The sequence below is a fragment of the Bradyrhizobium japonicum USDA 6 genome, from assembly GCF_000284375.1.
Taxonomy (GTDB): domain Bacteria; phylum Pseudomonadota; class Alphaproteobacteria; order Rhizobiales; family Xanthobacteraceae; genus Bradyrhizobium; species Bradyrhizobium japonicum.
The window spans coordinates 375,022-399,352 of the sequence record NC_017249.1; the positions used below are offsets into that span (position 1 = coordinate 375,022).

24 protein-coding genes, 1 tRNA gene and 1 pseudogene are annotated in these 24,331 nt (G+C 64.0%); 7 read left to right on the top strand and 19 right to left on the bottom strand.

Annotated features, from left to right (window positions below; all coding sequences use genetic code 11):
• Positions 1 to 82: 82 nt before the first annotated feature.
• The gene (locus BJ6T_RS01710; protein ID WP_240538014.1) at positions 83 to 1,441 is read left to right on the top strand and encodes an aminotransferase-like domain-containing protein; all 1,359 of its coding nucleotides are present in this window, start codon (positions 83 to 85) and stop codon (positions 1,439 to 1,441) included.
• A gap of 7 nt (positions 1,442 to 1,448) precedes the next feature.
• On the opposite strand, the gene BJ6T_RS01715 is transcribed toward BJ6T_RS01710, so the two are convergent.
• The 4 genes from BJ6T_RS01715 to BJ6T_RS45160 all read right to left on the bottom strand — a co-directional run bounded on the left by BJ6T_RS01715 (position 1,449) and on the right by BJ6T_RS45160 (position 4,373).
• Complete coding sequence (locus BJ6T_RS01715) at positions 1,449 to 2,063, bottom strand: GDYXXLXY domain-containing protein (protein ID WP_014490561.1); 615 nt, start codon at positions 2,061 to 2,063, stop codon at positions 1,449 to 1,451.
• Complete coding sequence (locus BJ6T_RS01720; RefSeq protein WP_014490562.1) at positions 2,060 to 3,331, bottom strand: DUF2157 domain-containing protein; 1,272 nt, start codon at positions 3,329 to 3,331, stop codon at positions 2,060 to 2,062. Before BJ6T_RS01720 ends, BJ6T_RS01715 begins: the two co-directional genes overlap by 4 nt.
• Positions 3,332 to 3,675: 344 nt before the next feature.
• Entirely contained in the window at positions 3,676 to 4,185 is a 510-nt protein-coding gene (locus tag BJ6T_RS45155; protein WP_141379512.1) for a hypothetical protein, read from the bottom strand.
• Complete coding sequence (locus BJ6T_RS45160; RefSeq protein ID WP_141379514.1) at positions 4,182 to 4,373, bottom strand: hypothetical protein; 192 nt, start codon at positions 4,371 to 4,373, stop codon at positions 4,182 to 4,184. Before BJ6T_RS45160 ends, BJ6T_RS45155 begins: the two co-directional genes overlap by 4 nt.
• A 278-nt stretch (positions 4,374 to 4,651) precedes the next feature.
• Here BJ6T_RS45160 and BJ6T_RS01730 point away from each other — a divergent pair, with 278 nt between their 5' ends.
• On the top strand, positions 4,652 to 5,047 hold the full coding sequence (locus BJ6T_RS01730) for a VOC family protein (RefSeq protein ID WP_014490564.1): 396 nt from the start codon (positions 4,652 to 4,654) through the stop codon (positions 5,045 to 5,047).
• Between the two features lie 17 nt (positions 5,048 to 5,064).
• Here BJ6T_RS01730 and BJ6T_RS43025 read toward each other — a convergent pair.
• The 4 genes and pseudogenes from BJ6T_RS43025 to BJ6T_RS01745 form a co-directional block, all read right to left on the bottom strand.
• A pseudogene (locus BJ6T_RS43025) lies at positions 5,065 to 5,199 on the bottom strand (IS5/IS1182 family transposase); the annotation flags it as partial.
• Positions 5,200 to 5,362: 163 nt separating this feature from the next.
• On the bottom strand, positions 5,363 to 6,319 hold the full coding sequence (gene pip / locus BJ6T_RS01735; RefSeq protein ID WP_028169665.1) for a prolyl aminopeptidase: 957 nt from the start codon (positions 6,317 to 6,319) through the stop codon (positions 5,363 to 5,365).
• Positions 6,320 to 6,441: 122 nt separating this feature from the next.
• Complete coding sequence (locus BJ6T_RS01740) at positions 6,442 to 7,422, bottom strand: Bug family tripartite tricarboxylate transporter substrate binding protein (protein WP_028169666.1); 981 nt, start codon at positions 7,420 to 7,422, stop codon at positions 6,442 to 6,444.
• Positions 7,423 to 7,501: 79 nt separating this feature from the next.
• Positions 7,502 to 9,142 carry an FAD-dependent oxidoreductase gene (locus tag BJ6T_RS01745; RefSeq protein WP_080593939.1) on the bottom strand — a complete coding sequence of 547 codons (1,641 nt, stop codon included), beginning with the start codon at positions 9,140 to 9,142 and terminating at the stop codon, positions 7,502 to 7,504.
• Positions 9,143 to 9,258: 116 nt separating this feature from the next.
• Between BJ6T_RS01745 and BJ6T_RS01750 the strand changes: the two genes are divergently transcribed.
• Positions 9,259 to 10,152, top strand: a complete 894-nt coding sequence (locus tag BJ6T_RS01750) for a LysR family transcriptional regulator (RefSeq protein ID WP_014490568.1) — start codon at positions 9,259 to 9,261, stop codon at positions 10,150 to 10,152.
• A gap of 39 nt (positions 10,153 to 10,191) precedes the next feature.
• Here the strand turns inward: BJ6T_RS01750 and BJ6T_RS01755 are convergent, their stop codons facing one another.
• From BJ6T_RS01755 to BJ6T_RS01795, 9 genes are all read right to left on the bottom strand, one after another.
• Complete coding sequence (locus BJ6T_RS01755; protein WP_028169667.1) at positions 10,192 to 11,067, bottom strand: ABC transporter permease; 876 nt, start codon at positions 11,065 to 11,067, stop codon at positions 10,192 to 10,194.
• A complete protein-coding gene (locus BJ6T_RS01760) occupies positions 11,064 to 11,897 on the bottom strand; it encodes an ABC transporter ATP-binding protein (RefSeq protein ID WP_014490570.1) in 834 nt (277 codons plus the stop codon). Before BJ6T_RS01760 ends, BJ6T_RS01755 begins: the two co-directional genes overlap by 4 nt.
• Positions 11,894 to 12,943 carry an ABC transporter substrate-binding protein gene (locus tag BJ6T_RS01765; RefSeq protein WP_014490571.1) on the bottom strand — a complete coding sequence of 350 codons (1,050 nt, stop codon included), beginning with the start codon at positions 12,941 to 12,943 and terminating at the stop codon, positions 11,894 to 11,896. Before BJ6T_RS01765 ends, BJ6T_RS01760 begins: the two co-directional genes overlap by 4 nt.
• Positions 12,943 to 14,082, bottom strand: coding sequence for a 3-isopropylmalate dehydrogenase (leuB, locus tag BJ6T_RS01770; protein ID WP_014490572.1), 1,140 nt, complete (start codon positions 14,080 to 14,082; stop codon positions 12,943 to 12,945). Before leuB ends, BJ6T_RS01765 begins: the two co-directional genes overlap by 1 nt.
• Entirely contained in the window at positions 14,079 to 14,726 is a 648-nt protein-coding gene (gene leuD, locus BJ6T_RS01775) for a 3-isopropylmalate dehydratase small subunit (protein ID WP_014490573.1), read from the bottom strand. The genes leuB and leuD overlap by 4 nt, the downstream gene beginning before the upstream one ends.
• Positions 14,727 to 16,160, bottom strand: a complete 1,434-nt coding sequence (gene leuC, locus BJ6T_RS01780; protein WP_202557019.1) for a 3-isopropylmalate dehydratase large subunit — start codon at positions 16,158 to 16,160, stop codon at positions 14,727 to 14,729.
• Between the two features lie 142 nt (positions 16,161 to 16,302).
• On the bottom strand, positions 16,303 to 17,256 hold the full coding sequence (locus BJ6T_RS01785) for a LysR family transcriptional regulator (protein ID WP_014490575.1): 954 nt from the start codon (positions 17,254 to 17,256) through the stop codon (positions 16,303 to 16,305).
• Between the two features lie 126 nt (positions 17,257 to 17,382).
• Positions 17,383 to 18,510: an FUSC family protein gene (locus BJ6T_RS01790; protein ID WP_014490576.1), complete on the bottom strand. Its 1,128-nt coding sequence runs from the start codon at positions 18,508 to 18,510 to the stop codon at positions 17,383 to 17,385.
• A gap of 20 nt (positions 18,511 to 18,530) precedes the next feature.
• Positions 18,531 to 19,631, bottom strand: coding sequence for an HlyD family secretion protein (locus tag BJ6T_RS01795; RefSeq protein WP_080593822.1), 1,101 nt, complete (start codon positions 19,629 to 19,631; stop codon positions 18,531 to 18,533).
• A gap of 107 nt (positions 19,632 to 19,738) precedes the next feature.
• Between BJ6T_RS01795 and BJ6T_RS01800 the strand changes: the two genes are divergently transcribed.
• Positions 19,739 to 20,614 (top strand): LysR family transcriptional regulator, encoded by an 876-nt coding sequence (locus BJ6T_RS01800; protein ID WP_014490578.1) that lies wholly within the window; start codon positions 19,739 to 19,741, stop codon positions 20,612 to 20,614.
• 59 nt (positions 20,615 to 20,673) lie between these two features.
• Here the strand turns inward: BJ6T_RS01800 and BJ6T_RS01805 are convergent.
• A tRNA-Ser gene (locus BJ6T_RS01805) sits at positions 20,674 to 20,763 on the bottom strand.
• Positions 20,764 to 20,997: 234 nt separating this feature from the next.
• On the opposite strand from BJ6T_RS01805, the gene BJ6T_RS01810 reads away from it, so the two are divergent.
• Positions 20,998 to 21,861 carry an alpha/beta fold hydrolase gene (locus BJ6T_RS01810; RefSeq protein ID WP_014490579.1) on the top strand — a complete coding sequence of 288 codons (864 nt, stop codon included), beginning with the start codon at positions 20,998 to 21,000 and terminating at the stop codon, positions 21,859 to 21,861.
• 169 nt (positions 21,862 to 22,030) lie between these two features.
• Here BJ6T_RS01810 and BJ6T_RS01815 read toward each other — a convergent pair whose 3' ends face one another.
• Positions 22,031 to 23,176 (bottom strand): ROK family protein, encoded by a 1,146-nt coding sequence (locus BJ6T_RS01815; RefSeq protein ID WP_014490580.1) that lies wholly within the window; start codon positions 23,174 to 23,176, stop codon positions 22,031 to 22,033.
• A 331-nt stretch (positions 23,177 to 23,507) separates the two neighbouring features.
• Here BJ6T_RS01815 and rplU point away from each other — a divergent pair, with 331 nt between their 5' ends.
• Positions 23,508 to 23,897: a 50S ribosomal protein L21 gene (rplU, locus tag BJ6T_RS01820; protein ID WP_014490581.1), complete on the top strand. Its 390-nt coding sequence runs from the start codon at positions 23,508 to 23,510 to the stop codon at positions 23,895 to 23,897.
• A gap of 97 nt (positions 23,898 to 23,994) precedes the next feature.
• On the top strand, positions 23,995 to 24,264 hold the full coding sequence (rpmA, locus tag BJ6T_RS01825) for a 50S ribosomal protein L27 (protein ID WP_011083253.1): 270 nt from the start codon (positions 23,995 to 23,997) through the stop codon (positions 24,262 to 24,264).
• Positions 24,265 to 24,331: the final 67 nt, after the last annotated feature.

The following is a 24,331-nucleotide window of genomic DNA, read 5'->3' on the forward strand; positions in this document are numbered from 1 at the left end:
ACTGTATGGATATGGAAGGTAATACACTTTGGATGGCGAGGCACAAACGAAGGGACGGGGCGGGACGCGGACCAGCGACGTGATGGGCGCGATCCGCGCCAAGGTCGCGGCCCGCGCACTCGGTGCCGGCGACCGCCTGCCGTCGATCCGCAGCCTTGCCGCGTCGATGGGTGTTTCGCCGTCCACCGTCGTCGAAGCCTATGATCGGCTGGCCGCCGACGGCCTGATCCGCGCCCGTCGCGGCTCGGGCTTCTATGTCTCATCGGCCGTCACCTCACCTCTGGCGTTGGCCGAAGTCGAGCCCCGCCGCGACCGGGCCGTGGACCCGTTCTGGGTGTCGCGGCAATCGCTCGACACGGACGATGCCGTGCCGAAACCCGGCTGCGGTTGGCTGCCGCCGGAATGGATGCCGGGGGCGGCGTTGCGCCGCGCCACCCGTGCGCTTGCCCGCACCGATGCGAGCGTTTTGACCAATTACGGCAGCACGAGCGGCTCCCCTGCCCTGCGCCGGCTACTGCTCACGCGCCTCGCCGAAGACGCGATCGAGGCCTCGATCAACCAGTTGATGTTGACCGGTTCGGGAACGCAGGCAACCGACCTGATCTGCCGCTTCCTGCTCCGTCCCGGCGACACCGTGCTGGTCGACGATCCCTGCTATTTCAATTTTCGCGCGCTGCTGCGGGCGCATCAGGCGAAGATCGTCAGCGTGCCCTTTACGCCGTCGGGCCCCGATGTCGCGCGCTTCGAGCAGATCCTCGCAGCTGAGCGGCCGCGGCTCTACATCACCAATTCAGCGCTGCACAATCCGACGGGCGCGACGATCTCGCTCCAGACCGCACACCGGCTTCTGACTGCAGCCGCGACGCACGACCTCACCATCATCGAGGACGACATCTTCGGCGACTTCGAACCGGAGCGCTCGCCGCGCCTTGCCGCGCTCGACGGATTGAACCGCGTGATCCGCATCGGCAGCTTCTCCAAGACGCTGTCGGCCTCGGTGCGCTGCGGCTACATCGCAGGGCGAGCCGACTGGATCGAGCACCTCGTCGACCTCCAGGTCGCGACCAGTTTTGGCGGCCCGAGCCCGGTGGCGACCGAGATCATCGCAAAAGTCCTGGCCGGCGGCAGCTATCGCAAGCACATGGACGAACTCCGGCAAAGGCTCACGCGCACGCGCCGCGACGTCGCGCGAAAACTTCAGGCGCTGGGCATCGAGCCCTGGCTGATGCCGCGCGGCGGCTTCTTCCTCTGGTGCCGGCTCGCGGGCGGACAGGATGCCACCGCCGTCGCGCGCGCCGCGCTCGAGGAGGATGTGGTGCTCGCGCCGGGCAACGTCTTCAGCGTGTCGCAAACGGCATCGGACTTCCTGCGCTTCAACGTGGCGCATATGAGCGATCCCCGGATGTGGGACGTGCTGCGGCGGGCGCTGAAAGCCAAATGATCAGTCCCTAGTACAACGGCTCCTCATAAACCGGCTCGCCGTCGAGCAGCAGGCGCTTGATGGCGGCGCGGCCTGAGGGGAGCACGGCGGCGACGACCCGGAGTTTCTGCTGGTTGCGGGCTTGCTCGAGCTTCTTGCCCTCGCCTTCGGGCACGAAATAGCTTTCGAGACCGTATTTGATCGCCAGTTTCTCGCAGAAGACGCGCGGGCCCGAGCCGCAGGTTCCGCCGTAATAGGAGACGCGGCCGCGGATCAGCACTTCGGGCGCCGTGACCGTGACGTGCTCGCTATGCACCGAGACGGCCTCGTAGAGCCCATTGGCATTCGGCGCGAGCTTGACGAACACGACGGGCTTGCGCTCGGCCGCCGGCTGGCCGGCAAGCGTGCCCGCCGGCAGTTGCGAGATGTCGTAGCGGAGCACGACATAGTCGCCGCGCAGGAGATCGCGGGGATCGACCGGCTGCGTCTGCAACGTCACCTCACGGCCTTCGCGCAGGATCTGCATGCGATCGGCGACCATCAGCACCAGCAGCGTGCATTGAACCAGGACGGCGACACCGAACAGCACGGCTTTCGGGATGCGCTGCCAGAGTTTTGTCACGGAAGCGGTCAGCTCCATCATCGCTGGGCCCTCGGCAGCGCGCGATTGAGCGCGGTGGCAAATACGACGGCAACAATACCGGCCGCGGCAAGGAAGGCCGAGCGGCGCAGCAGCGAGCCCTTCACCGCCCAGGTGATGCCCGCGATGACGCCGGCGATCCCGAGCCAGCCAGCGACGATCCGCGGACGCACATCATCGAGCACACCGGAGACGACGAGGCACAGCATGGCGGAGAGCAGCGCGGCATAGGCGAACCAGGGCTCGCCGGCCGTGGATGCCGGCCAGATCGGCGCCGCGACCAGGACGAGCCCGATCGAACATGCCGCAAGGATTTCACCTGCACGCCTGGTGATGCCGGCGGACGCAAGCGCGAGGATCACGCCAGCGGCCCCGCACAGGATCGCCCAAAGCGGCTGGGCCGGCACCGTACTGTTCCGGAAGCGGATGATGTCGTCGACCGTTGTCACCTCCAGGCAAGCAACGGCCGCGAGCGAAAACGCTCCGTAGATCGATAAAACGGTCCCGAGACGCCGCGCCCGCGGCAACGGCGCAGCGGCGATGGCGAGTCCGGTGCCGAACAGCAAGGCGGCGCCGTTCGCGAGCACGAACGACGGCTGGGCACCATCGAGCTCGAAGCGGAGCGATGTCGCGATCCACCACGGAAGCAGCGCGACCGCGACGAGATGGGCCGCGACGCGGGAATTCCATGCCAACGCTAGCGCGGCGGCGATCAGCCAGACCGCCACGAACGGAAGATGCAGGACATCAGGGGCATCATGGCTGCGCATGCAGGTCCAGATGCAGGCCGCGACGAGGGCGACCGCAAGCGCGCCGCGCGATCCGGTCAGCAATGCGGCGGCAAATGCTCCGATCGACCACAGCAGCATGCCGCCGGCGAAGTCCTCGCCGAGATGATACATCTGGCCGACCAGCGCGATGCCCGCGCCGAAGATGATCGCCCCGATGCTCGCGCAGAGATCGGCGAGAACCGTGCGGCCCGTCGCGGCGAACCACGCCCCGAGGCCGCCGGCGACGACCATGCCGGCGACCAGAATCGCGAACCGCAGCAGCCGCGCGATCTCCGTCCAGTGCGCCGCGACGAAGGCGAGGAAGGCGGCTGCGATCAAGAGGCCGCCGACGATGGCAACGACGACTGCGATGTTGATGCCGGGCGAGAGCGGCGGCAGCGCGCTGCGGATGGAGGTGGCCGCCGCCGGCGCGATCACGCCGTCGGCTTCCCATTGCGCAAGATCAGCCTCGAGGCGCTGCCGGTAGGTTTTGTCGAACATCGTCGTGAAACACCTCGCTCCCTGCCGGCTGGCGGGATGCTGTTGGTCGGGCCGCGACGGCAGCAGGTTCAACCTGTCACCGCTCTGGTCGCGGGGGCACCGGGCGCGTGCCCCCGCGCGACAGTGGCTTCGCGTTCACGGTCGAACCGAGTAAGTAACCGGCCGTCGTGATGATGACCCGCCATGCAGAAACTGACGAACTCGAGGCAGGACGAGATCGACCGCACTCAGTTCGGCTTCATGGGTCAGGCCGTCCAGAATCACGAGCGGTACTTTGGTCGACTGTAACGCAGTCCCGATGGTCTGCGCGTTCCCGAGCGCGGCCGGGTTTTCCCGGCCAACGATCAAAAGTGTCGTAGGCAATGCGGCTGCCGTCGCTGGACGTTGCGAAGAGACTTGTCATATGTCGATGGCTTTCTGAAAGAATTGACGCGAAAGCGGCGCGCGGGCGCCGCCGGCCTGCGACCGATTGGAAGGCGACCACGGGTCGCTGTCAGCCGCAGATGGCAGAGGGCGCGCCAGGCGGGCGTGCCATAGCTTGCGAGGAGATCGCGCCGGGTTTCCTCCCACAGCGGTGTTTCGGGGTCGAGCCCCAGCATGCGCACGAAATTCTCGTCGCCCACGACGACCTGCCTGGCGTAAGGAAACAGAAAGCGGGTCGCCCCATGCTTGCAGAAAACACGAGCTTCGGTGTAGCTCGCAAACCAGTTGTTCAGCAGAAGCTGGCAACGGAAATCGTACCACAGCCCGCCCATGTCATCCGTTGGCTTGGCCTGCCCGCCAAGCACATGACGTGCATGTTCCCAATCCTGGAAACCGAGCTCCGTGCAGACTATATTGAGAGCGTGGTTCAACTTCCATTTCGCGGCCACGCCCAGCGCCGCCGCCTCGATATCCAGCGTGCATAGAAGATGACGTCCGGCGATTCATTGGTCAGATCGTTCAAGCGCAGCCGCGCGCGAATTTTGATTTCACGCAGCAATTCATCGCACGTGCTTGGGAATTCGAGCGTTGCAACACCCGACGAGAATACGGTGTTCATGACAACCCCAATGAGGCGTCCGACACTCCCGCTATTGCCGAACAAAGGGCTCGTCATCGTTAGCCTTCCCGGATGCCGATCGAAGGATCGTATCGCCGGAAAAAAACGGACATCCTCTCGAAGGGTGAGAGCCTCTTGTCCGGGAAGGCGCCCCTTCGGCACCTGCGCGGGGTTACAAGGTCGTCTTCAAAAGGACGCAAGCCGGTCGGGACGGCAGGCCGAGACGACTTTGAACCTTCCGTCCCCACGTATCGGCGAACTAACGCAAAGGGATTCGCATGCCTCCAACTCACGCACTGACGTCCATCCTTCCCTGCAACGACCTCGCCGCCTCGGAGAAATTCTACGCCCGGCTCGGTTTTACGCGCGCGGACGGCGACAAGCCGGCGGACGGTGAGGACAGCTATCGCATCCTCTCCGATGGAAAGGGTGGCCATCTCCATCTCACCGATGCCGTCGAAGGCTGGCTGATCAGAGGCCGCAACCCGTTCGGCCTCTATCTCTACACCGAGGCCGTCGACGAACTCGCGCGAGAGTTTTCGGGCGAGTTGGCCAACGGACAGGGGCCGGAGGACACGCCGTGGGGAATGTACGAGTTTGCGCTGTCGGACCCGGACGAGACCCTGGTCAGGATCGGCTGGCCGTCACGGCTCCGTCAGAACAAGCAAGCTTGAGCGGCGGAGAGGAAGGCCTAGGACGTGGACTCGTTAGCGCCGAGCCATAGCCTGATTGAAGCGAGATGGACGAAGGCGAGATAGTTGGCGGCAAGCTTGTCATAACGCGTCGCCACATGACGGCATTGCCTGATCCTGTTGAAGAAGCGCTCAGTGCTGATGCACGCGGACAATCGACGTGTCGCAGACGCTCTTCTTACGTGGAGTAGCAAGCACCCAGCGTGCCGATGATGCGGCCCCAGAGACCAGCCCGCCACCAACGGATGATTCTCCTCTTCTGCGCCCGGATTTATTCCGACTTCGTCGTTGCCCTCATTATAGTGCTGTCGCGAAGCGATCGGTGGCGCGCACCAGTTGATCGAGGATACCCGGCTCCGACCAAGCATGACCTGCACCCTCGACCAGATGGAATGCGGCATCAGGCCACGCCCTATGCAGCGCGTACGCATATCGGGCTGGACAGGGCATGTCGTACCGGCCGTGAACAATGGCTCCCGGGATGCCGCGGAGGCGGTGAGCGTTGCGCAGAAGCTGCCCATCCTCCAGCCAGCAATCGTGAACGAAATAGTGGTTCTCCAATCGCGCAAACGCGAGCGCAAATTGGTCGTGGCCAAACGATGTCGAGAATGCTGGATTGGGCAGCAGCGTGATCGTTTCGCCCTCCCAAATAGCCCAAGCCCTGGCTGCCTCGAGCTGGGTGGCTCGATCGTCGCCCGTCAGCCGGCTGCGATACGCCGCAATCATGTCGCCTCGCTCGCTCAGGGGTATGGGTGCCTGGAATTTTTCCCATTTCTCCGGAAAGATCTCTGAGACGCCGAACTGATAGTACCATTGCAGCTCCGCCTTGGTGACGGTGTAGACGCCACGGAGAACAAGCTCGCTGACGCGGTCGGGATGCGTTTCTGCATAAGCTAACGCGAGAGTCGATCCCCACGAGCCACCGAACACGAGCCATTTGTCGACGCCTGCAAGTTCACGCAAGCGCTCGATGTCCGATACCAAATGCCAAGTCGTATTCGCTTCGAGCCCCGCATACGGAGTTGATTGCCCACATCCTCGCTGATCGAAGAGCATGACATCATATCGATTGGGATCAAACAGACGTCTATGTTCAGGGGACAAACCTCCGCCCGGTCCGCCGTGCAGGAAGATCGCCGGCTTCGCGCCCGGCGTCCCCACCCGTTCGTAATAAACCCGGTGACCTTCTCCAACGTCGAGGGTGCCAGCGCTATAGGGCTCGATGGGTGGGTACATGGACCTCAACTGACTCATACGGCCTCCGTTTGGCACCACGAGGTTCGATTAGCACGCCGCGATCATGGTGGTTTTGCTTATAGGAGCAAAGCGGACGACGCCACTAGTCACATGTCGCACCGGGTTTATAGGCACGCGGCCTAGTTCGCCTTGATGCCGGCCTCGCTGATGAGCTTGCCCCATTTCGTGCTCTCGCTCTGAATGAAGCGGCCGAACTGCTCCGGTGAGGTCGGCGCGGGCTCTGCGCCGAGGGTCCGGATCTTCTCGGCCACCGCCGGGTCTTTCAGCGCTTTTGTGAAAGCCTCGTTCAACCTGCTGATGACGTCCGCAGGCGTACCCGAGGGAGCAACGAGCCCGAACCAGCCCACGGATTCAAAGCCCGCAATACCGCTCTCGGCCAGGGTCGGCACATCGGGCAAGGATGGGAGGCGGCGCGCTGAGGAGACGCCGACGGCGTTGAGCTTGCCTTCGAGAATCAGTTGCCTCGATGCGGGGATATCCAGCACCGCGAAAGGGACATGTCCCGCAAGGACATCAACCGCCGCCGGCGCCGTCCCGCGATACGGAACGAGCTCCATGCTGATCCCCGCCTTCTGCGTGAACAGCGCAGCCGTCAGATGCATCGCGGTCGAATTGCCGCCATGTCCGATCGACAGCGCGCCGGGCTTTGCCTTGGCGAGCGCGATCGTCTCCGTCGCGTTGTGCGCTGGCACGCTCGCGGACGCGACCAGCACGAAGGGAATTTCGGCCAGCAGCGTGATCGGCGCGAGATCCTTTGGGTCGAACGGCATCGACGAATTGAGGTGCGGGTTCACCGTCAGCGCGCCCGCCGGCGCAACGCCAAGCGTGTAGCCGTCGGGCTTGGCCTGGGCGACAGCGGCCATGCCGATATTGCCCCCAGCGCCTGCGCGGTTCTCGATCACCAGGCTCTGCTTGAGCTCGGCAGTGACCAAGGGCTCGAGCGCACGGATGACGGTGTCGGCGCTGCCGCCGGGCGGGAAGGTCACGATGATCTTGATCAATTGCTCCGGATAGGCCGCCTCGACCGCCTCCAGCGGCAACACAACGAAAGTCGCGGCCGTCAGCGCGGCCAGGATGCGGCGCCTTGCAACGTAAAACAATTTCTCCTCCCCCATTACGTATTCTTGTTTGTAGGCACGACCAGGCTGCCGTGCAGTCGGCAGGCAGCCTGCTATTCGATCACGCCGCAGCACCAGTGATGCGCGCAAGCAGGCCTTGCGGATCTTCGGGCGCGGCGTGCCCGCGCCAGGCGATGTGCTGGTCGGGCCGCGCCAGCACGAGCTTCTCGGCATAGGCCCCGTTCGCCTCATCCGGCGCGATGTCGACCAGCGCGAGCGGCATGCCGCGCTGTTCTGCGGCAGCGAGCAGCCGCGCCACATCGATCGCCGGGTCGAGCCGAAGCAGCGTGTAGCCCGCTCCGAAAGCATCGTAGAGTGATCGTCCGTCGCGGAGAAACACATGCGGCGCGCGGGCGCCCGGCACGGTGGAGGGCGTAAAGCTTCCCATCGCGTAGGCCGGCGGGGTTTCGCCGTCATAGGCAATGATAGGCGAGGCATCGTAGTAGTAGCCGAAGTTGAGGCCCGCGCAGCAATATTGTTGCACGTTGAGATCGTAGGCCGCTCTCGCAAGCGAAGCGCGCGCCGCATGGCCGCGCGGCGTGTCGTCCTCGATCTCCGCGGACACGCCGCCGCGCTGCGCCATCATCTTCATCGCATGATCCATGGCAAAGCGCGACACCTGGTCGGTGATGGGCTGACGCTCCGCCTCATAAGCATCGAGGATCGAAGCCGGTGCCCAGCCGTTCAGATGCGCCGCCAATTGCCAGCAGAGATCGACGGCATCGGCAATGCCCGCATTCATGCCGTAGCCCGCATAGGGCATCCACAGATGCGCGGCGTCGCCACAGATGAAGACCCTACGGTCGCGGAAGCGATCGGCCACCAGCCGGCGCCCGACCCAGTCCTCCTTGCTGAGGATCTTGTACTCGAACCGCGCGTCGACGCCGAGGATGGCGCGGATCGACCAGTCGCGATCGACCGAGTCGAACTCGGGCTCGTCGGGCCTCAGATGATTATGGATCAGCCAGCGGTCGTGGCCGTCGATGGCAACGGTGGTGCCGGAACGGCGCGGGTTGAGCGAGAGCACCATCCAGGCCGGCTTGTGCGCGCCCATCAACTCCCTCAGTTGCGGCGCTTCGATGAAGGTCGATTGCACACGCTGAATCACCGGCGTGCCGGACAGGCTTGCGCCCATCGATTTGCGGACGAGCGAACGACTGCCATCGCAGCCGACCACGAAGTCGGCTTCGATGCGGAGCGCGTTCCCACTGTCGAGATCGCGACCGAGCGCGACCACACGATCGTCGTCCTGCTCGATATCGGTGATTTCCGTGCGCGCCAAAATGATGATGCGCGGCTGAGCGGCAGCGTGGCCGAACAGGATCGGCTCGAGATAGACCTGGTTGATTCGGTGCGGCGGCTCGGGCGTCGGCCACCAGGTGTCGGGGCCGCCGGTGGCGCTGTAGCGGCGCGCGCGTGAGGGAATGTCGATACGACACAGTTCGATGCCGGTCGCCGTGGTCCGGTAGGAGCAATCGTTCGGGAAGTCGGCGGGCAGGCCCGCGTCGCGCAGCTTTGCGGCGACGCCGAGCCTGCGGAAGATCTCCATCGAGCGCGCCGAGACGTGATTGCATTTGACGCTGGGCGGATCGCCGGCGTGGCGGATCTCCGCGACAACGACGTCGATCCCGCGCGAGGCCAGATCCATGGCCGCGGTCAGTCCCACGGGCCCGGCGCCCACGACCAGCACCTGTGTCCTCATGCTCGTTTCCATCCCCTTGCACCACCGCGGATTCGTTGCCCGCGCAGCATGCATTTTATTGCAGGCTCTCTTATGCGATAAGTCGGAAAGATCTCATCAATTCATGAGCTTTTCCGATGAATGTCACCTTGCGACAATTGCGGGCCTTCACTGGCGTGTATCGCACGCGCAGCATCACGCGGGCCGCCCGCGAGCTGGGCATCACGCAATCGGCCGCGAGCCTCCTGATCCAGCAGCTCGAAGTGCAGCTCGGCGTCAAACTGTTCGACCGCTCCACGCGTTCGGTGCAGCCGACGCTGGCCGCCGACGAGGCGTTTCACGCCGCCGAACGCATGTTGAGCGATGCGCTGGGCCTGTCACGGCGCATGCATGACCTCGCGCAGGCGCGCGTCGGCCGCGTCGCGTTCGTCGCGTCGGCGGGCGCCGCTTCGGCACTGTTGCCGCAGGTTCTCGCGAAATTCCGCGCAGGCCACCCCGAGATCGACATCGACATGCGCGACGTCGCCGCCGACGACCTCGTTCCGCGCCTGATCGCAACCGATGCCGAGTTCGCGATCGGCAGCGTCGAGGGTGAGTTCGCGGAGATGACGATCGAGACGCTGACCCGCGGACGGCTGAGCGCGATCGGCCGTCGCACCGCCGACTTCGCCGCGCGGCGCGCGCTGACATGGGACGAGCTGGCGCAGCTTCCGACCATCGCGATGCGCCGCGAGACGCGAATCCGCATGCAGATCGACCAGGCCCTCGGTGCGCAGGGCAAGCGCCTTTCTCCGACCTATGAGGTCACGCTGATCAACACCGCGCTCGCCATGACCGCACAGGGCCTCGGCCTCGCCATCCTCCCCGCGACGATGCTGCCAGCCGACCAATTCCCGACACTGATCGCAAGACCGCTGATACGCCCGGCGATCACCCGCCCGGTGTCGCTGCTGCAGCGTCAGGGACGGACGCTGTCGCCGGCGGCGCAGGCGTTTGTGGCGACGGCGCGGATGGTGCTGGCGGGGCCGTGATCGAGGCAGCGTCTGGAGAGACCGCCCTGCGGTTCACAGCTACTCCGCGAGATTATGCTGCTGCCAGCGCAACAGATAGGCCTGCAATCGCCAGATCAACGCGGACAGCGCGACGCCCACCAGCATCAGCACGACGACGGCGACCATCATTCCCGATGCCTCCGCGCGCGCCTCGGATTCGATGATCAGGCGGCCGATCCCACGTTCCGCGCCGATGAACTCGCCGACGATCACGCCGATCAGGGCGAAGGAGATCGCAGGCGTCAGCGAGGCGAAGACCCAGGCCATGGTCGAGGGAATGACCACCGTGCGGGTGATCTGCCACTCGCTGGCGCCGAGCAGCCGCGCTGCGTTGACAAAGCCCTCGTCGATCGAGCGCGCCCCTTCGAACGTGTTGAAGAACACCAGGAAGACCACCACGATCCACGACGTCACGATCTTCGAGGTATCGCCGATGCCGAAGGCCAGCACGATGATCGGCGCCAGCGCGATGCGGGGGATCGAATTCACCGCCGTGATGAACGGCTGGAAGATCGCGCTGAGCCGGTCCGAGCGGCCGAGCAGGAGGCCCGCGGCGAAGCCGCTGCTGACACCGGTGACGAACCCGAAGAAGGTGTTCTTCAGGGTGACGGCGGTCGCGATCCAGAGATTGTTCTCGGATCGCGCCATGCAGCGGGCGAATTCGCCATTGAACCAGCCGTTGAACACGCCGAGCTTCGACTTGAGGCAGCTCAGGATCAGGAAGTGCTCGAAGATGTCGGACGGCTTGGACACGAAATAGGGGTCGAGCAGATCCGGCACCAGCCAGGGAAGACGGCCGTGCAGATCGTATCCCCACTGCCAGATCGACAGGAAGCCGACGCAGATCAACATCTGCCATGCCAGGGTTCTACCGGGGCGGCGCGCTCGTCTCATGGCTTGCGGCCCTTGATGAACTCCTCGCCAAGCGAGTGCCAGATCAGCTGAAACAGCTCGGCATAGCGCGGCGTCTCCCGGATCTTCACGGCGTTGCGCGGGCGGGCGAAATCCACCTCGAAACTCTCCTTGATCCGGCCGGGCCGCGCGGAAAACAGAATGATGCGGTCGGCCAGCGTCAGGGCCTCGCCGAGATCATGGGTCACGAACAGCACGGTCTGCTTTTCCCGTTCCCAGATGCGCAGCAGCACGTCGTGCATGTCGATCTTGGTGTGGGTGTCGAGCGCGCCGAACGGCTCGTCCATCAGCAGAACCTGCGGCTCGACGACCAGCGTTCGCATCAAGGCGGCGCGCTGGCGCATGCCGCCCGACAAGGCCGACGGATAGGCGTTGCCAAAATCCTGCAGCCCGGCCTGCCTCAGGCATGCATCGATGCGCTCCTTGCGCTCCGCCATCGGAACGCCGGCCAATTGCAGGCCGTAACCGATGTTGTCGGCGACGGTGCGCCAGGGAAACAGGGTGTCGCGCTGGAACACATAGCCGACATTGGGCGTCGCCTGTCCGGGGACGACGGGCGTACCATCAATCAGGATCTGACCGCTGGTCGGCTTGACCAGGGTTGCGATCATGTTGAGGACGGTGCTCTTGCCCGAGCCGGATGGCCCCAGCAGGGCGACGAATTCGCCACGCCGGACATTGAAGGAGACGTCGCGCACGGCCTCGATGGCCGCACCCGCCAGCTGGAACGTCTTGCACAGACCGCGCACGTCGATGCGGCGCGTGTCAGGCGGCGCATCGACGTGTGGTGCGTGTAAAGCCTGGATCGTCAAGCCGGATAGGCCTTGCGTGCCGCTTCGATGAAGCTGGTGTTGACGACGTCGGCCATCGCGAGCGGCTTGATGCCGGTCATTTCACGGAACCAGACCTTCTGGCCGCGCGCGAAGCTGGCGGCATCGATGATGCCTTCGTAATCGGTGACCTTCTTCATGACGCCGCTGTCGAAAATATTCGCATCGCGCGACGTGCTTCCGACGTAAGGCTCGATCATATCGTAGATCTCTTCGGGAGAGTGCCCCTTGATCCACAGGGTGGCGCGCCACAGCGCCGTGACGAACGCCTGCATCTTCGCCGGGTCCTTGTCGATGGTCGCCTGCAGCGTGAAATGAGACGTCACCGGGACCTTGCCGCCGATGTACTTGGTCCAGACCGCTTCGTCCGTTCCATCGAACAACAGTGCGCCCCAGCCCTGCTCGACCGAATCCTTCAGGATCGATGGCGAGTTGATGAGAACATCGACCTGCTTCGTCTTCAACGTGCCCATCATGGTGTCGACATTGCCGGTGCCGATCCAGGTTACCTTGTCGTCCAGCCCCATGGTTTCCATGTAGTAGGACGCCCAGACGTGGTTGGTGCCGCCCAGCGACGACACCGAAACGATCGGCTTGCGTCCGTCGGGCCGTTTCCACTTCGCCAGCGCCTCCAGGGTGGTGATACCCTGGTCGAACAGATCCTTGCGGATGATGAATATCGCGGCGTTGCTTCTTGTATCGACCGGCATCAGGACCCGCGCGCTGCGGCCGTGATTGCTGAGCTGCATCGGGTGGGTGATGTCGCCGATACCGATATCGCCCTGGGATGAAGCGATGATCTCGCGCGTCTTCACGCCGCTGCCGCCCTGGATCAGCTTGCAGTCGAGGCCGGCCTCCTTGAAGAACCCGGCCCGGTCGGCGACGAATTGAGACTGATAGACCGGAATGGCCACCGGATAGATCACGCGGCCCGACGGGGTATCCGCCCACGCCCGTCCTGCCGCCATGGACGCACCGGCGCCGGCGACGATCGTCAACGCGGCCCGTCTGGTGACCCGAGTCCTCATCACGCGTGCTCCCTCTCCTTGCCGACCACCTTGTCGAGCGCGTTCAGAACCGCATCGCCCATCTCCTGGGTCGAAAGTCTTTTTGCGCCGGGCTCGGCGATATCGGCCGTTCTTGCGCCGGCAGCCAACGCCGTATCCACGGCCTTCTCCAGCAGCACGGCATCATCGGGCCGATTGAGGGTGATGCGCAACATCATCGCGACGCTGAGGATCGAGCCGAGCGGATTGGCGATGCCCTTGCCCGCAATGTCCGGCGCACTGCCGTGGACCGGTTCATAGAGCGCCTTGCGGCGGCCCAGCCGGTCCGGCGGCCCGAGCGAGACCGACGGCAGCATGCCGAGCGAGCCCGACGCCATCGCGGCGCAATCGGAGAGAATGTCGCCGAAGATGTTGCAGGTCACCATGACGTCGAACTGCGAGGGCGCACGCACGATCTGCATGGCGGCGTTGTCGACATAGAGATGCGTCAGCTCCACATCGGAAAATTCCGCTTCATGCAGCGCGGTGACCTCCTCGCGCCACAGCACGCTGGTTTCCAGCACATTGGCCTTGTCGACCGAGCAGACCCGGCCCTTGCGCGTCCGCGCCAGTTCGAACGCGGTTCGCGCCACCCGGCGGATCTGGCTGGTGGTGTATTGCTGGGTGTTGAAACCGCGGCGCTGGCCGTCGGGCAGCGTTTCGATGCCGCGCGGCTCGCCGAAATAGATGCCGCTGGTGAGCTCGCGGATGATGATGAAGTCGACATCCTTCAGCACTGCGGCCTTGAGCGATGCCGAGTCCGCCAGCGCCGGATTGGCGACGATGGGCCGGAGATTCGCATAGAGGTCGTATTTGCTGCGCAGCGACAGCAAGCTTCCCGCCTTGCGCGCCGCCGGAGGGACCTCGGTGGTTTCGGGGCCGCCGGTCGCGCCCCAGAGAATAGCGTCGGCCTCCTCCATCGCCTCGACGGTGTCATCGGGCAGCACCTTGCCCGTCGCCAGATACGGGATGAGACCGTATTGCGCTTCGCGCAAAGCCACGGGAATGCCGCGCCTCGCCGAAAACCATTTGAGAATGCGATGGGACTGGTCGGTCACTTCAGGACCGATGCCTTCACCGCCGACCACGGCGACCTTGATCATGTTCGAGAGCGTGTTCATGCCAATTGTCCTGCCTGATGTCCTGCAAAGTGAATCCACGGCCGCGCGTCGCGGTCGGATGCCTGGAAGGCGCGGATCTCGTGGTCGCGCCGCAACGTCAGCGAAATCTCGTCTAAGCCTTCGAGCAGACCCGCACGCCGGCGCGGATCGATCTCGAAGACGTGCCGCACCCCCGATGGCGAGGTGACCGTCTGTTCCTGCAGGTCGACACTGACACGTCCCGCGCCCTGGCTCGCTTCGATCTCCGCGGCGAGGCCGTCGATGACGGCTTTATCCAGCACCACAGGCAGGATGCCGTTCTGGAAGCAGTTGGCGAAGAAGATGTCGCCGAAGCCGGATCCGATGATGGCGCGGATGCCCATTTCCTGCAGCGACCACACCGCCGCCTCCCGCGACGAGCCGCAGCCGAAATTCGGCCCCGTGACCAGGATCTCCGCGGCGCGATAAGGCTCGCGATTGAGGATGAACTCCGGATTGTCCGAGCCATCGGGCAAATAGCGGAGCGAACCGAACGCCCATTTTCCGAGACTGCCGCGGACGGAATTTCCGATCATGCGGTTGATGCTGATGATGACGTCGGTATCGACATTGGTGCGCATGATCGGCGCAGCCGTCGCGGTCAGTTTGGTGAAGGCTTGGGGCATCTAGCGCTCCATCGTTCGGACGTCGGCGATGGCGCCGGACACCGCCGCCGCGACGGCCATGGCCGGGCTCGCCAGATGGGTGCGGGCACGCGGCCCTTGCCGGCCGATGAAATTCCGGTTCGACGTCGACACCGAACGCTGGCCGGGCGGCACGGTTTCACCGTTGGCGGCAAGGCACATCGAGCATCCGGGCTCGCGCCATTCAAAGCCCGCGTCGATGAAGATCCTGTCGAGCCCCTCGGCCATCGCATCGCGCCTGACGGTCTCGGATCCCGGCACGACCCAGGCCCGCACGCCCGGCGCCACCTTGCGTCCGCGCGCGACTTCGGCCGCGGCGCGCAGATCGCTGAGGCGGCTGTTGGTGCAGGAGCCGATGAAGACCCAATCCACCGGCGTGCCGGCGATCGGCGCACCGGGCTTCAGGCCCATATAGTCGAGCGCGATCTCGATCGCGCCGCGGCGTGCCGGATCGGCAATGTCCGCGGGATCCGGGATGCGGCCATCGACACCGAGGACATGTTCCGGACTGGTGCCCCAGGTGATCTGGGGGATGATGGTTCCGACGTCGATCGACACCTCGCGATCGAACACGGCATCGCTGTCGCTCCGAAGCGTCCGCCACGCCGCGACAGCCTGCTCCCACATCTCGCCTTGCGGCGCATAGCGACGGCCGCGGATGTACGAAAACGTCGTCTCATCCGGCGCGATCAGCCCCATCTTGGCGCCGAGCTCGACCGACAGATTGCAGATGGTGAGCCGCCCTTCGATCGGCATGTCCCTGATCGCACTGCCGGCATATTCGACGGCATAGCCGGTGCCGCCAGCGGCGCCGACATGGCCGATCAGAGCGAGGATGAGATCCTTCGCCGTCACGCCGAACGGCAGCCGGCCGTCGAACGTCACGCGCATGGTCTTGGGCCGGCGCTGGATGATGGTCTGGGTCGCCAGCACATGCGTGAGCTCGCTGGAGCCGATGCCGAAGGCGAGCGCGCCGAGCCCGCCGTGGGTGCAGGTGTGGCTGTCGCCGCAGACGATCAGGCAGCCGGGCAGGCTGAGACCGAGCTCGGGGCCGATGACGTGGACGATGCCCTGCCCGGGCTGGTCGATGTCGAACAGACGGATGTTGCTTGCCGATGTCTCGGTCCGCAGTGCCGCCAGCAGCTCCCACCCGGTCTTGATCGTGCCGGCACGCCCGGACGCCGTCGAAATCGCATGATCGGGCGTCGCGAAGGTCAGTTCGGGATTGTGGACCGGAATGTTGCGGCTTTTGAGGTCGATCAGGCCGCGGGAGCCGCCGAGGTCATGCAGCAGATGGCGATCCACGTGAAGCAGATCGGTATCATCGCTGACATGGGCGATGACATGCTGGTCCCAGATTTTGGCCAGCAGCGTGCGACCTCGCGTGTCCACGATCCGTCCTCCCCTGTTCGGCATCTGATGTGCCGTGTTGCCGCCGATCATGCCGACCGACAGCGACTTCGGGAAGCAGGATAGAAGTCCGTCGCGGAAATGTGCAGTGACGGTTGAGCAGGGAGCCATCGCGGCCGGCGATGGCTGGCCGTCCGCAGGCGCGAGGCTAGCTTCTGCCGCGCACGACCGTCAGCCGGTCGGAGAAGCCGCTCGTGGTGAGAAGCGCATCATCATGGGTCCGCAGATGCTCCACCAGCAGCTTCGTCACCGAAGGCAACGACTTGTAATCGCGCACGCCGATGACCAGGTCGCGTCGCGCCCAGGACTCGTCGAGCGGGACCGTGACGAGACTGTCGACGCCGTAGCGATCGCGAACGATCTCCAGCGGCACGATCCCGACCCCCATCCTGGCATCGACGACGCGGAACAGCGCATCGAAACTGCTGACGCGGATGCGCACCTTGAGGTGCTGCCCGAGCGCCGCGGCGGCCCTGACGCACAGCGTCTCGATCGAGCTGCCCTTCTCCAGGCTGACGAAGTCGAAATCGACCAGCTCGCGGAAGCGAACGCTGTCGCGGCCCGCCAGCGGATGGTCGCGCGTGACCAGCGCGACCAGGCTGTCGCTGCGATAGGACAGCAGCTCCAGATCCTGTCCGTCGATGTTGCCGCCGAAAATGCCGATGTCGGCCCGGTTCTCCACCACCGCGCGCACGATCGCGGGGCTGAGATCCTCCTCGATGTCGATGTGGACCAGCGGATGCCGTTCCAGGAACAGGCTGAGCTCGTCGGCGAGCGCTTCGAGGATCGCGGACTTGTTGGCGCAGATCCGGATCAGCCCGCGCTTACCCTGCCGGTATCCCGTCAGCTCGCTCTCGAGCTTGCTCAAATTGCCCAGGATGATGCGGGCGTGCTCGAGCAGGGCAAACCCGGCAGGAGTCGGCTCGATCCCCTTGGAATGACGATGCAGCAGCTCGACCTGGAACAGCTCCTCGATATCCGAGACGCGGCGGCTGACCGCGGACGCCGCGATGTTCTTCTTCTCCGCCGCCTTCGCGATACTCTGCTCCTCGACGATCGCCACGAAGAGCTGCAGCGTCAGGAGATCGATTTTGGCCGTCATCGGGAGGATCCTCGGGCGGGGTGTCATGAGGGCCACTATAGCCCTTTTTAGATGGCAGCCAGCGACTGACGGCCCTGCCGGGCTTCCTCTCGGAGAATGCACGGAGCCTCACCTGAGCGATAGTCGTTATGGCGACGTTGCATCCGGTCCTTTGTCTTCAGTTAACGGCCAAACGAGGATCATCAAACACAGCATGGCGGACCCGATGGCGATTCCAAGCAGGCGCTCCAGCCCGGGGGTAATATCGGTGATCGGAGCTGGTCCCTGAACAAGAGTAATCAGGAGCCCAAGCGTGAATTGCACTCCGAGATAGCTGATCTGCTGTCCTGTCTGGATATGGTGGCCAACCCAGACGCCGGCGGCGAGGGTGAGGATGGTGACCGGCAATCCCGTGCCGAAGAAGCCTATGGAGACAAGTGCGGCCCCGCTACCAAGCAGGCATCCGAGCGTCCTGTGAGCGATCCTCTCGTAGATCGTAGCATATCGATGTTCCCCAACCGCCGCCCCCGGGACGATCATAACGACGTACGATGTGATTGCGGTTTGCGAGAAATCCTCAATGCTGAACCATCGCCAGACAATGGGAAGCAAGGCGACGGCCAGTGCCGCGCGCGTACTATGCTCGAACAGCGGCCAATGCTCTCGCAGCCAGTCTTGATCCAACGCATCGCGCGGGCGCCCGCACCAGAGCATGCCGTAAGCGGGTTGTTGCGTGCGACCCGGCGTCTCCGAGAACAAGCTTGCAACAACAAGGCCCGCGCACGTGCCGACTGTAATTTCCGCCACTCGCGTGGCTGCGAAATGCACGACAAGGTCCGGCGAGGCCAGCGCCTCGGTGATGACCATGCCGGACGTAAGGCCAAAGAACAGCCATGCGTAACTGTAACTGGTCGTCAGCGACTGAAAGGTGCCGATCCAAGACACGAAGAAGAGGAAGATCATCAACAGCAATGGGTCGCCCGCCGCGTTGGGCGCGAGCACGAGGCCCAGCAGCGCCCCTCCGGCAGTGCCGGCGATGCGCATGAGTCCCCGCAGGAATGTCTCGGCGGCGCTGCCGCGCATTACCATGTAGCCGCTGAACGCCGCCCAGGAGAGATCATCAAGATCGAGAAAGGTTGCCGCTGCGACAGCGACCAACACCGAGAGCACGCGTTTTGCTGCCTCTCTGGAGCGCACACCACGTAGCTCGAGCGATTTGAGCTCACGCAGCAACGCTCTCGGTATGGGTCGCAGGGCCGAGATCAGAAGCGGCATCGCAATTGCTCCTTCCCCAGTCAGTAAATGACAAGGACGCGGGCGTCGGCACCCATGAAGAGCTGGTCGGCACCGGGAGAGTCGAGAAGCGCAAATCGAACTGGAATCCGTCGCTGCAGGCGAATCCAGTTCACGGTTGGAGACACATAAGGCACCAGTGTCTCGTTTCCCGGCTGACGACTGATGCCGTGGGCGAGACCCTGGATGCGCGCCCGGTAGAGATGCCAGGGATGGCTATCGAGCCAGATCCAGGCGAGGCCGCCGGGACGAAGATGTCGCAGATAGTATTCCTTGTAGTTGGCAACGACGCGCCACGAATTTCCATCGACGATCGCGACCGCTGGCTCTCTCGAGGAGACCATGTCGCCGGCTTGAACGGAAAGATGCGTCACGTAACCATCGACGGGCGCCACCACGTTGGTTCGGCTCAAGCGCCATTCGGCGAGAAGACGTGCGGCATGGGCCGAGGAGACGGCAGCCTTATCCAGGCCGAGAGTCTCGGTCGCCTTCTGCAGAGCGGCTTCGGCGGCATGTTGCTGGGCTGTGCTTTGCTCCGCGGCGGTCCGGGTGTTGTCGAGGGCCTGGGCGGAGATCGTACCGGACTGACCAAGCGGCGTGTCACGGCGCAGATCTGCCGCGGCGAGCCTCGCGGCAGCATCCGCCGCGTCCTTCTGCGCCCGCAGAACCTCGAGCTGGGCCTGGTCGACGGGCAGCTGCGCCTCGGCGCGCGCCTCCTCGGCGCGCGCTTGCTCTACGGCCAAGCCGAAGGGAACCGGATCGATGGTAAAGAGAAGCGTTCCCCGCCCCACCCACTCGTTGTCCTTGACGTGAACAGCTTCGATCGGACCGGTCACTTCCGGCGTGATCGATACGACATCGGACGTGAGGTATGCGTCGTCCGTGTAGGCCAACAGATAGCCGGATATCCACCACGCGAAGACGGCCCCCGCAAGGACGAGCAGGAACAGCAAGGCGCGCTGGCGATGCGAAGGGAGGCGTGACCGATCGAGTTCGGGTTTCGTGGACAACGAAGGCACATCAACCAGGGGGCAGGTTTTTTTATCCCCGGTCGTCTGCCCGAGAACTTGCCTTTCAAGCTGAACTCTCAGCTGCTGGTTCATTGCGATTGTTCCAGGTCCAGACTGACTCCCGATAAGCGATATTTGATTTCAGCAACCCTGCAGTCAAATATATATAAGATACATCCTCGATAGCTTTTGGCACTGGCATGGAACTGCGCCACATCCGCTATTTCCTCGCGGTCGCCGAGGAGCGAAACTTCACGCGCGCCGCTGCGCGCGTCGGCATTGGGCAGCCACCGCTGAGTCAGCAGATCAAAGATCTTGAGGCCGAAGTCGGAGCTCCGCTATTCCATCGCATTCCTCAAGGTGCTGAACTGACCGAGGCCGGACGCGCCTTCCTAGAGAGTGTTCAGGTCATTCCCCGGCAGGCGGAGCGCGCAATCCGGGCCGCGCAAAGAGCTGCGCGGGGCGAAATCGGTTCGCTGCGTGTAGGCTTTACTAACTCGGCACCGTTTAATCCGGTTGTCACCTCGACAATCCGATCGTTTCGGCGAGCTTACCCCGAAGTCGACCTGACACTTGAGGAAGCATACACATCGCGCCTTGTTGTGGGCCTTCGGGAAGGGGAGCTGGACGCGGTGTTCCTGCGCCCCGACGACGGAGGAAGCGATCTGCAGTTCCGACGTCTCGCCAAAGAGTCGATGCTCGTAGTACTGCCCGCAAACCATCCCGCCGCGAAGTTAGACAGGATCGATCTTATCCGGCTGAAAGACGACGCACTCATTCTAACGCCGCGAAGATCGATCTGGTTTGACACGGCGATCCGGGCCTGCCGACAGGCAGGCTTCGAGCCGACTCTCGGGCAGTCCGCGCCGCAGATCAGCTCTGTTGTCAGCTTGGTGGCCGCTGAGCTTGGCTTTTCGCTCGTGCCGGCGTCGCTGCGCCAGCTACATGTAACCGGCGTTGTCTATCGCGAGGTCAAAGGAGGCGCTCCAACCGTGCACTTGGCCCTGGCTTTTCGGCGTGGCGAAACTTCGAAGATCGTCCTCAACTTCATTGCCATCGCCCAAGCGGCGGCTTGAGGCACTTGTGCATCGCGCCTCCGCGCGGCGATCGATCTCTGGGCTGGACAGGCGAATTATGGCGGAGAGGGAGGGATTCGAACCCCCGATAGGCTTGCACCTATGCCGCATTTCGAGTGCGGTGCATTCAACCACTCTGCCACCTCTCCTGAAGGCGCCATGGTAGGAGCAGGGCCCCTGTGGTTGGGGGCGTTAATAGGCGAGGATGGCGGGCCAGACAAGGCGCGAAAGGGGAAAATCCGCTGCCTCTTTCGCCGCCCCCAGAGCCGTTTCCGTTCCGATGAATCGGAACGGGGCTCAAGATTCTTGTTTTGACGCGTTTTCTCGAGGCGAACCGGCGTCCGCTTCGCTCGAAAACGCTCTCACCGCCGGGAGGAACTGCCGTGGAGCACCTGACCATCAAGGCCAATGGCGCCGATTTTCACCTGGTTCGCGCCGGACGGGGCAAACCGCTGCTTTTGCTGCATGGCTGGCCGGAATTCTGGCTGACCTGGGAGCCGGTGATATCAAGGCTTTCGGACCGTTTCATGCTGATCGCGCCAGATCTGCGCGGCTTCGGCGACAGCGACAAGCCGGACGGTCCTTACGGGCCGGACGGCCATGCGGCCGACATGCTGACGCTGATGGACGGGCTCGGCATCGACCGATTCGCCGTGGTCGGCCACGATGTCGGCGGCGCCGTGATGCAGCCGCTGGCCCGGCAGGCGCCCGAGCGGCTCAGCGGGCTGTTTTTCTTCGACTTCGTCTATCCCGGCATCGGGCCGCGCATGGCGGCGCCTGATAGGCTCAACCACATCTGGTATCAATCCTTCCACCAGATGGAGATGGCGCCCACGCTCGTCGGCGCCAGCCGCGAGAGCTGCCGGCTCTATATCGGCCACTTCCTCAAAGGCTGGGCGCATCGGAAGAACGCCTTCGACGATGTTCTCGACGCCTTCGTCGACAACTTCTTCAAAGACGGCAATCTCGCCGGCGGCTTTGCGCATTATCGCGCCTCGCATGCCCTGCGGGTCGCGATGATGAAGGGCGAGGCCCCGCGGCTAGCACCGATCAACGTGCCGACCTGCGTGCGCTGGGCCGAGCACGACCCGCTGTTTCCCTATGCCTGGACCGACCGGCTGGGCGAGACGTTTGGTGATCTCGATCTCGCGATGTTTCCTGATGTCGGACATTTCCCGCATCGGGAAGATCCGGATCGCGCAGCCGCGGAGATCGCGGCGTTCTTTCAGCGGATCGGCTGGCGCTGAAGACAGGGGTGGGACCGCCAGACGCGGTAAACACTGGCGGTCCCGTGCCGCTCATTGAAATGCTGGCTGGGAAGGGCGGCTTCGCCGGCCAGGGTGAGGCGACGATTCGACCGTAGCGAGTGTCCTGTGCGCCGCAACGCAATCCGGTCCTTAACCTAACCAGTCAAGGTTACTCCTTGTCGTTCTTGCCCTTTTTCTTCCCGTTCTCGGTAGATTCACGGTCCTTTCCGTTACCTTCTTTGCCGTTACCTTCCTTGCGGCGGTTGGTGAAGCGGGCGTTGCCGAGCCCGGTGCCGATGGTCAGCACGCCCCAGCGATCGACATCCTGCATGAACGGCACCTCGGAGAGGCCCTGAACCACGCCGTCATTGTGCATCAGGATCGCGGTGTCGTGCTCGCCGATCTCGGGGATGCCCTCGATCAGGCTCGCCGGCAGGTTGAACTTGCTGCTTTCCCAATTGCCCGGCAGGTTCTGCGCACCCTTCTCGATCGAGCCGTCCGCGTTGATCACGCCAGGACAGGCGATGCCGATGAAGGGCGCGAGCTTGAAGCCGTCCTTCCCGGCCTCGGTGATCAGCCCCTTCAGCATCTTGGTGAGCCGCTTCACCGCGCCTTCGCGTGTCGGCTCGTCGTCGGCGTGACGCCACAGCTCCGACTTCACGACCTTGGCCTTCGAGAGGTCTTTTGCCTTCTTCCAGCTGGTTTCGACCAAGCCACAGCGGATGTTGGTGCCGCCGATATCGACCGCGAGAATGCTGTCATGGGCCTCGAAAATCCAGGATGGCGCCAGATGCAGCGTGCCGATCAGTCCGGCTTCATCGGGATGGGCGCGGATCGGCACCAGGTCGATCTTGAAGTCCTCGGCCTTGAGGATGATCCCGGTGCGCGCGATCGCGAGCTCGCCTAGCCTTGAATCGCGGAAGCCGCCGCCAACGACGATGCGCTCGGTCTTGGCCCAGGCCTTGGTCTTGAGGAAGCGGCGGGTGACGTAAGCGAGCTTCTGGGCAAAGTCCTCGATCGCGCTATGCACCACGGCCGACGCCTCGGTGTCGTCGCCGACCAGCATTTCGTCGAGGACTTTCTTGCTGATGTTTTCGGACGGCTCCTTGCCGAACGGGTCCTCGCCGCTCTTGCGCAGCGGCTTGCGCCAGCGGTCGAGGATCTCGCGGAACGCGCCCTTGCTGGCGCGATCGCCGAGAAAACCGTCCTCGTCCTTCATCTCGATGTTGAAGCTGTCGATTTCGACCGACGGCAGCCGCGCCGCGCCGTGGGCGGCGATGCCCGTCGTCGTCTTGACCAGTTCGTCCGTTGCCATGAAAGCCCTGCCCGGTTACCTGTTCCGGCGGGGACAACGGCGCGGGAACCCGTTGGTTGCAAACCGGGTGCAGATTCGCCGAAGGGCCGGGACGGATGCCAAATCCTTCAAATCCGGGCTGTTTCCGGTGGTTTTCCTTGACTTGCGGCGTCCGGCGGCTATAAGTCCCGCAGCCGGCGCGGGGCGTTTCTCGCGCTGTTTGTTTTTGCGTGGGTTTTCAAAGGGATAACTCCCGCCCGCACAAAACGCGCATAAACCCATAGCGACTGACAAAAAGCCGGCCCGGACGATTCTCGTCGCGAGGCCGGGATTTGAACACGGAGAAAAAACGATGTTCGCAGTCATCAAAACCGGCGGCAAGCAATACCGCGTCGTGCCGGATGATGTTCTCGAAGTAGGCAAGATCGAAGGCGAAGTCGGCTCGATCATACAGCTCAATGAAGTCCTGGTGGTCGGCGGCGACACGCCGGTCCTGGGCGTTCCGACGGTGGCCGGCGCCTCCGTTGCGGTCGAGGTGCTCGACCACAAGCGCGGACCGAAGGTCATCGCGTTCAAGAAGCGCCGCCGCAAGAATTCGCGCCGCAAGCGCGGCTATCGCGACGAGATCACGGTGCTGCGCATCTCCGAGATCCTGACGGACGGCGCCAAGCCCACCAAGGGCCCGCGTCCGAAGAAGGAAAAGGTCGCCAAGGAAGCGACCACCGACGAGGCCGCCGCATAATTTGATCACGCGCAATCACGAATTGATGCGTGAGAAATTGTGAAATGATTCCGTCAAGGAATTGATCTAGAAATACGCAGGATTTTGGAGACGAGCCATGGCTCATAAAAAAGCAGGCGGTTCATCGCGCAACGGTCGCGATTCGAAGGGCAAGCGCCTCGGCATCAAGGCGTTCGGCGGCGAAGTCGTGATTCCCGGCAACATCATTGCGCGTCAGCGCGGCACCACCTGGCATCCCGGCCTTAATGTCGGCATGGGCACGGACCACACTCTGTTCGCCAAGATCGAGGGTCGCGTCACGTTCCAAGCCAAAGCCAACGGCCGCACATTCGTATCGGTACTCCCGATCGCCGAGGCGGCTGAATAGACGGTGGACCAAATTTGGAGTCCGCCGGGTCCTTGACCGAACCGGCGGAGTCCACAAGACGGCTCCA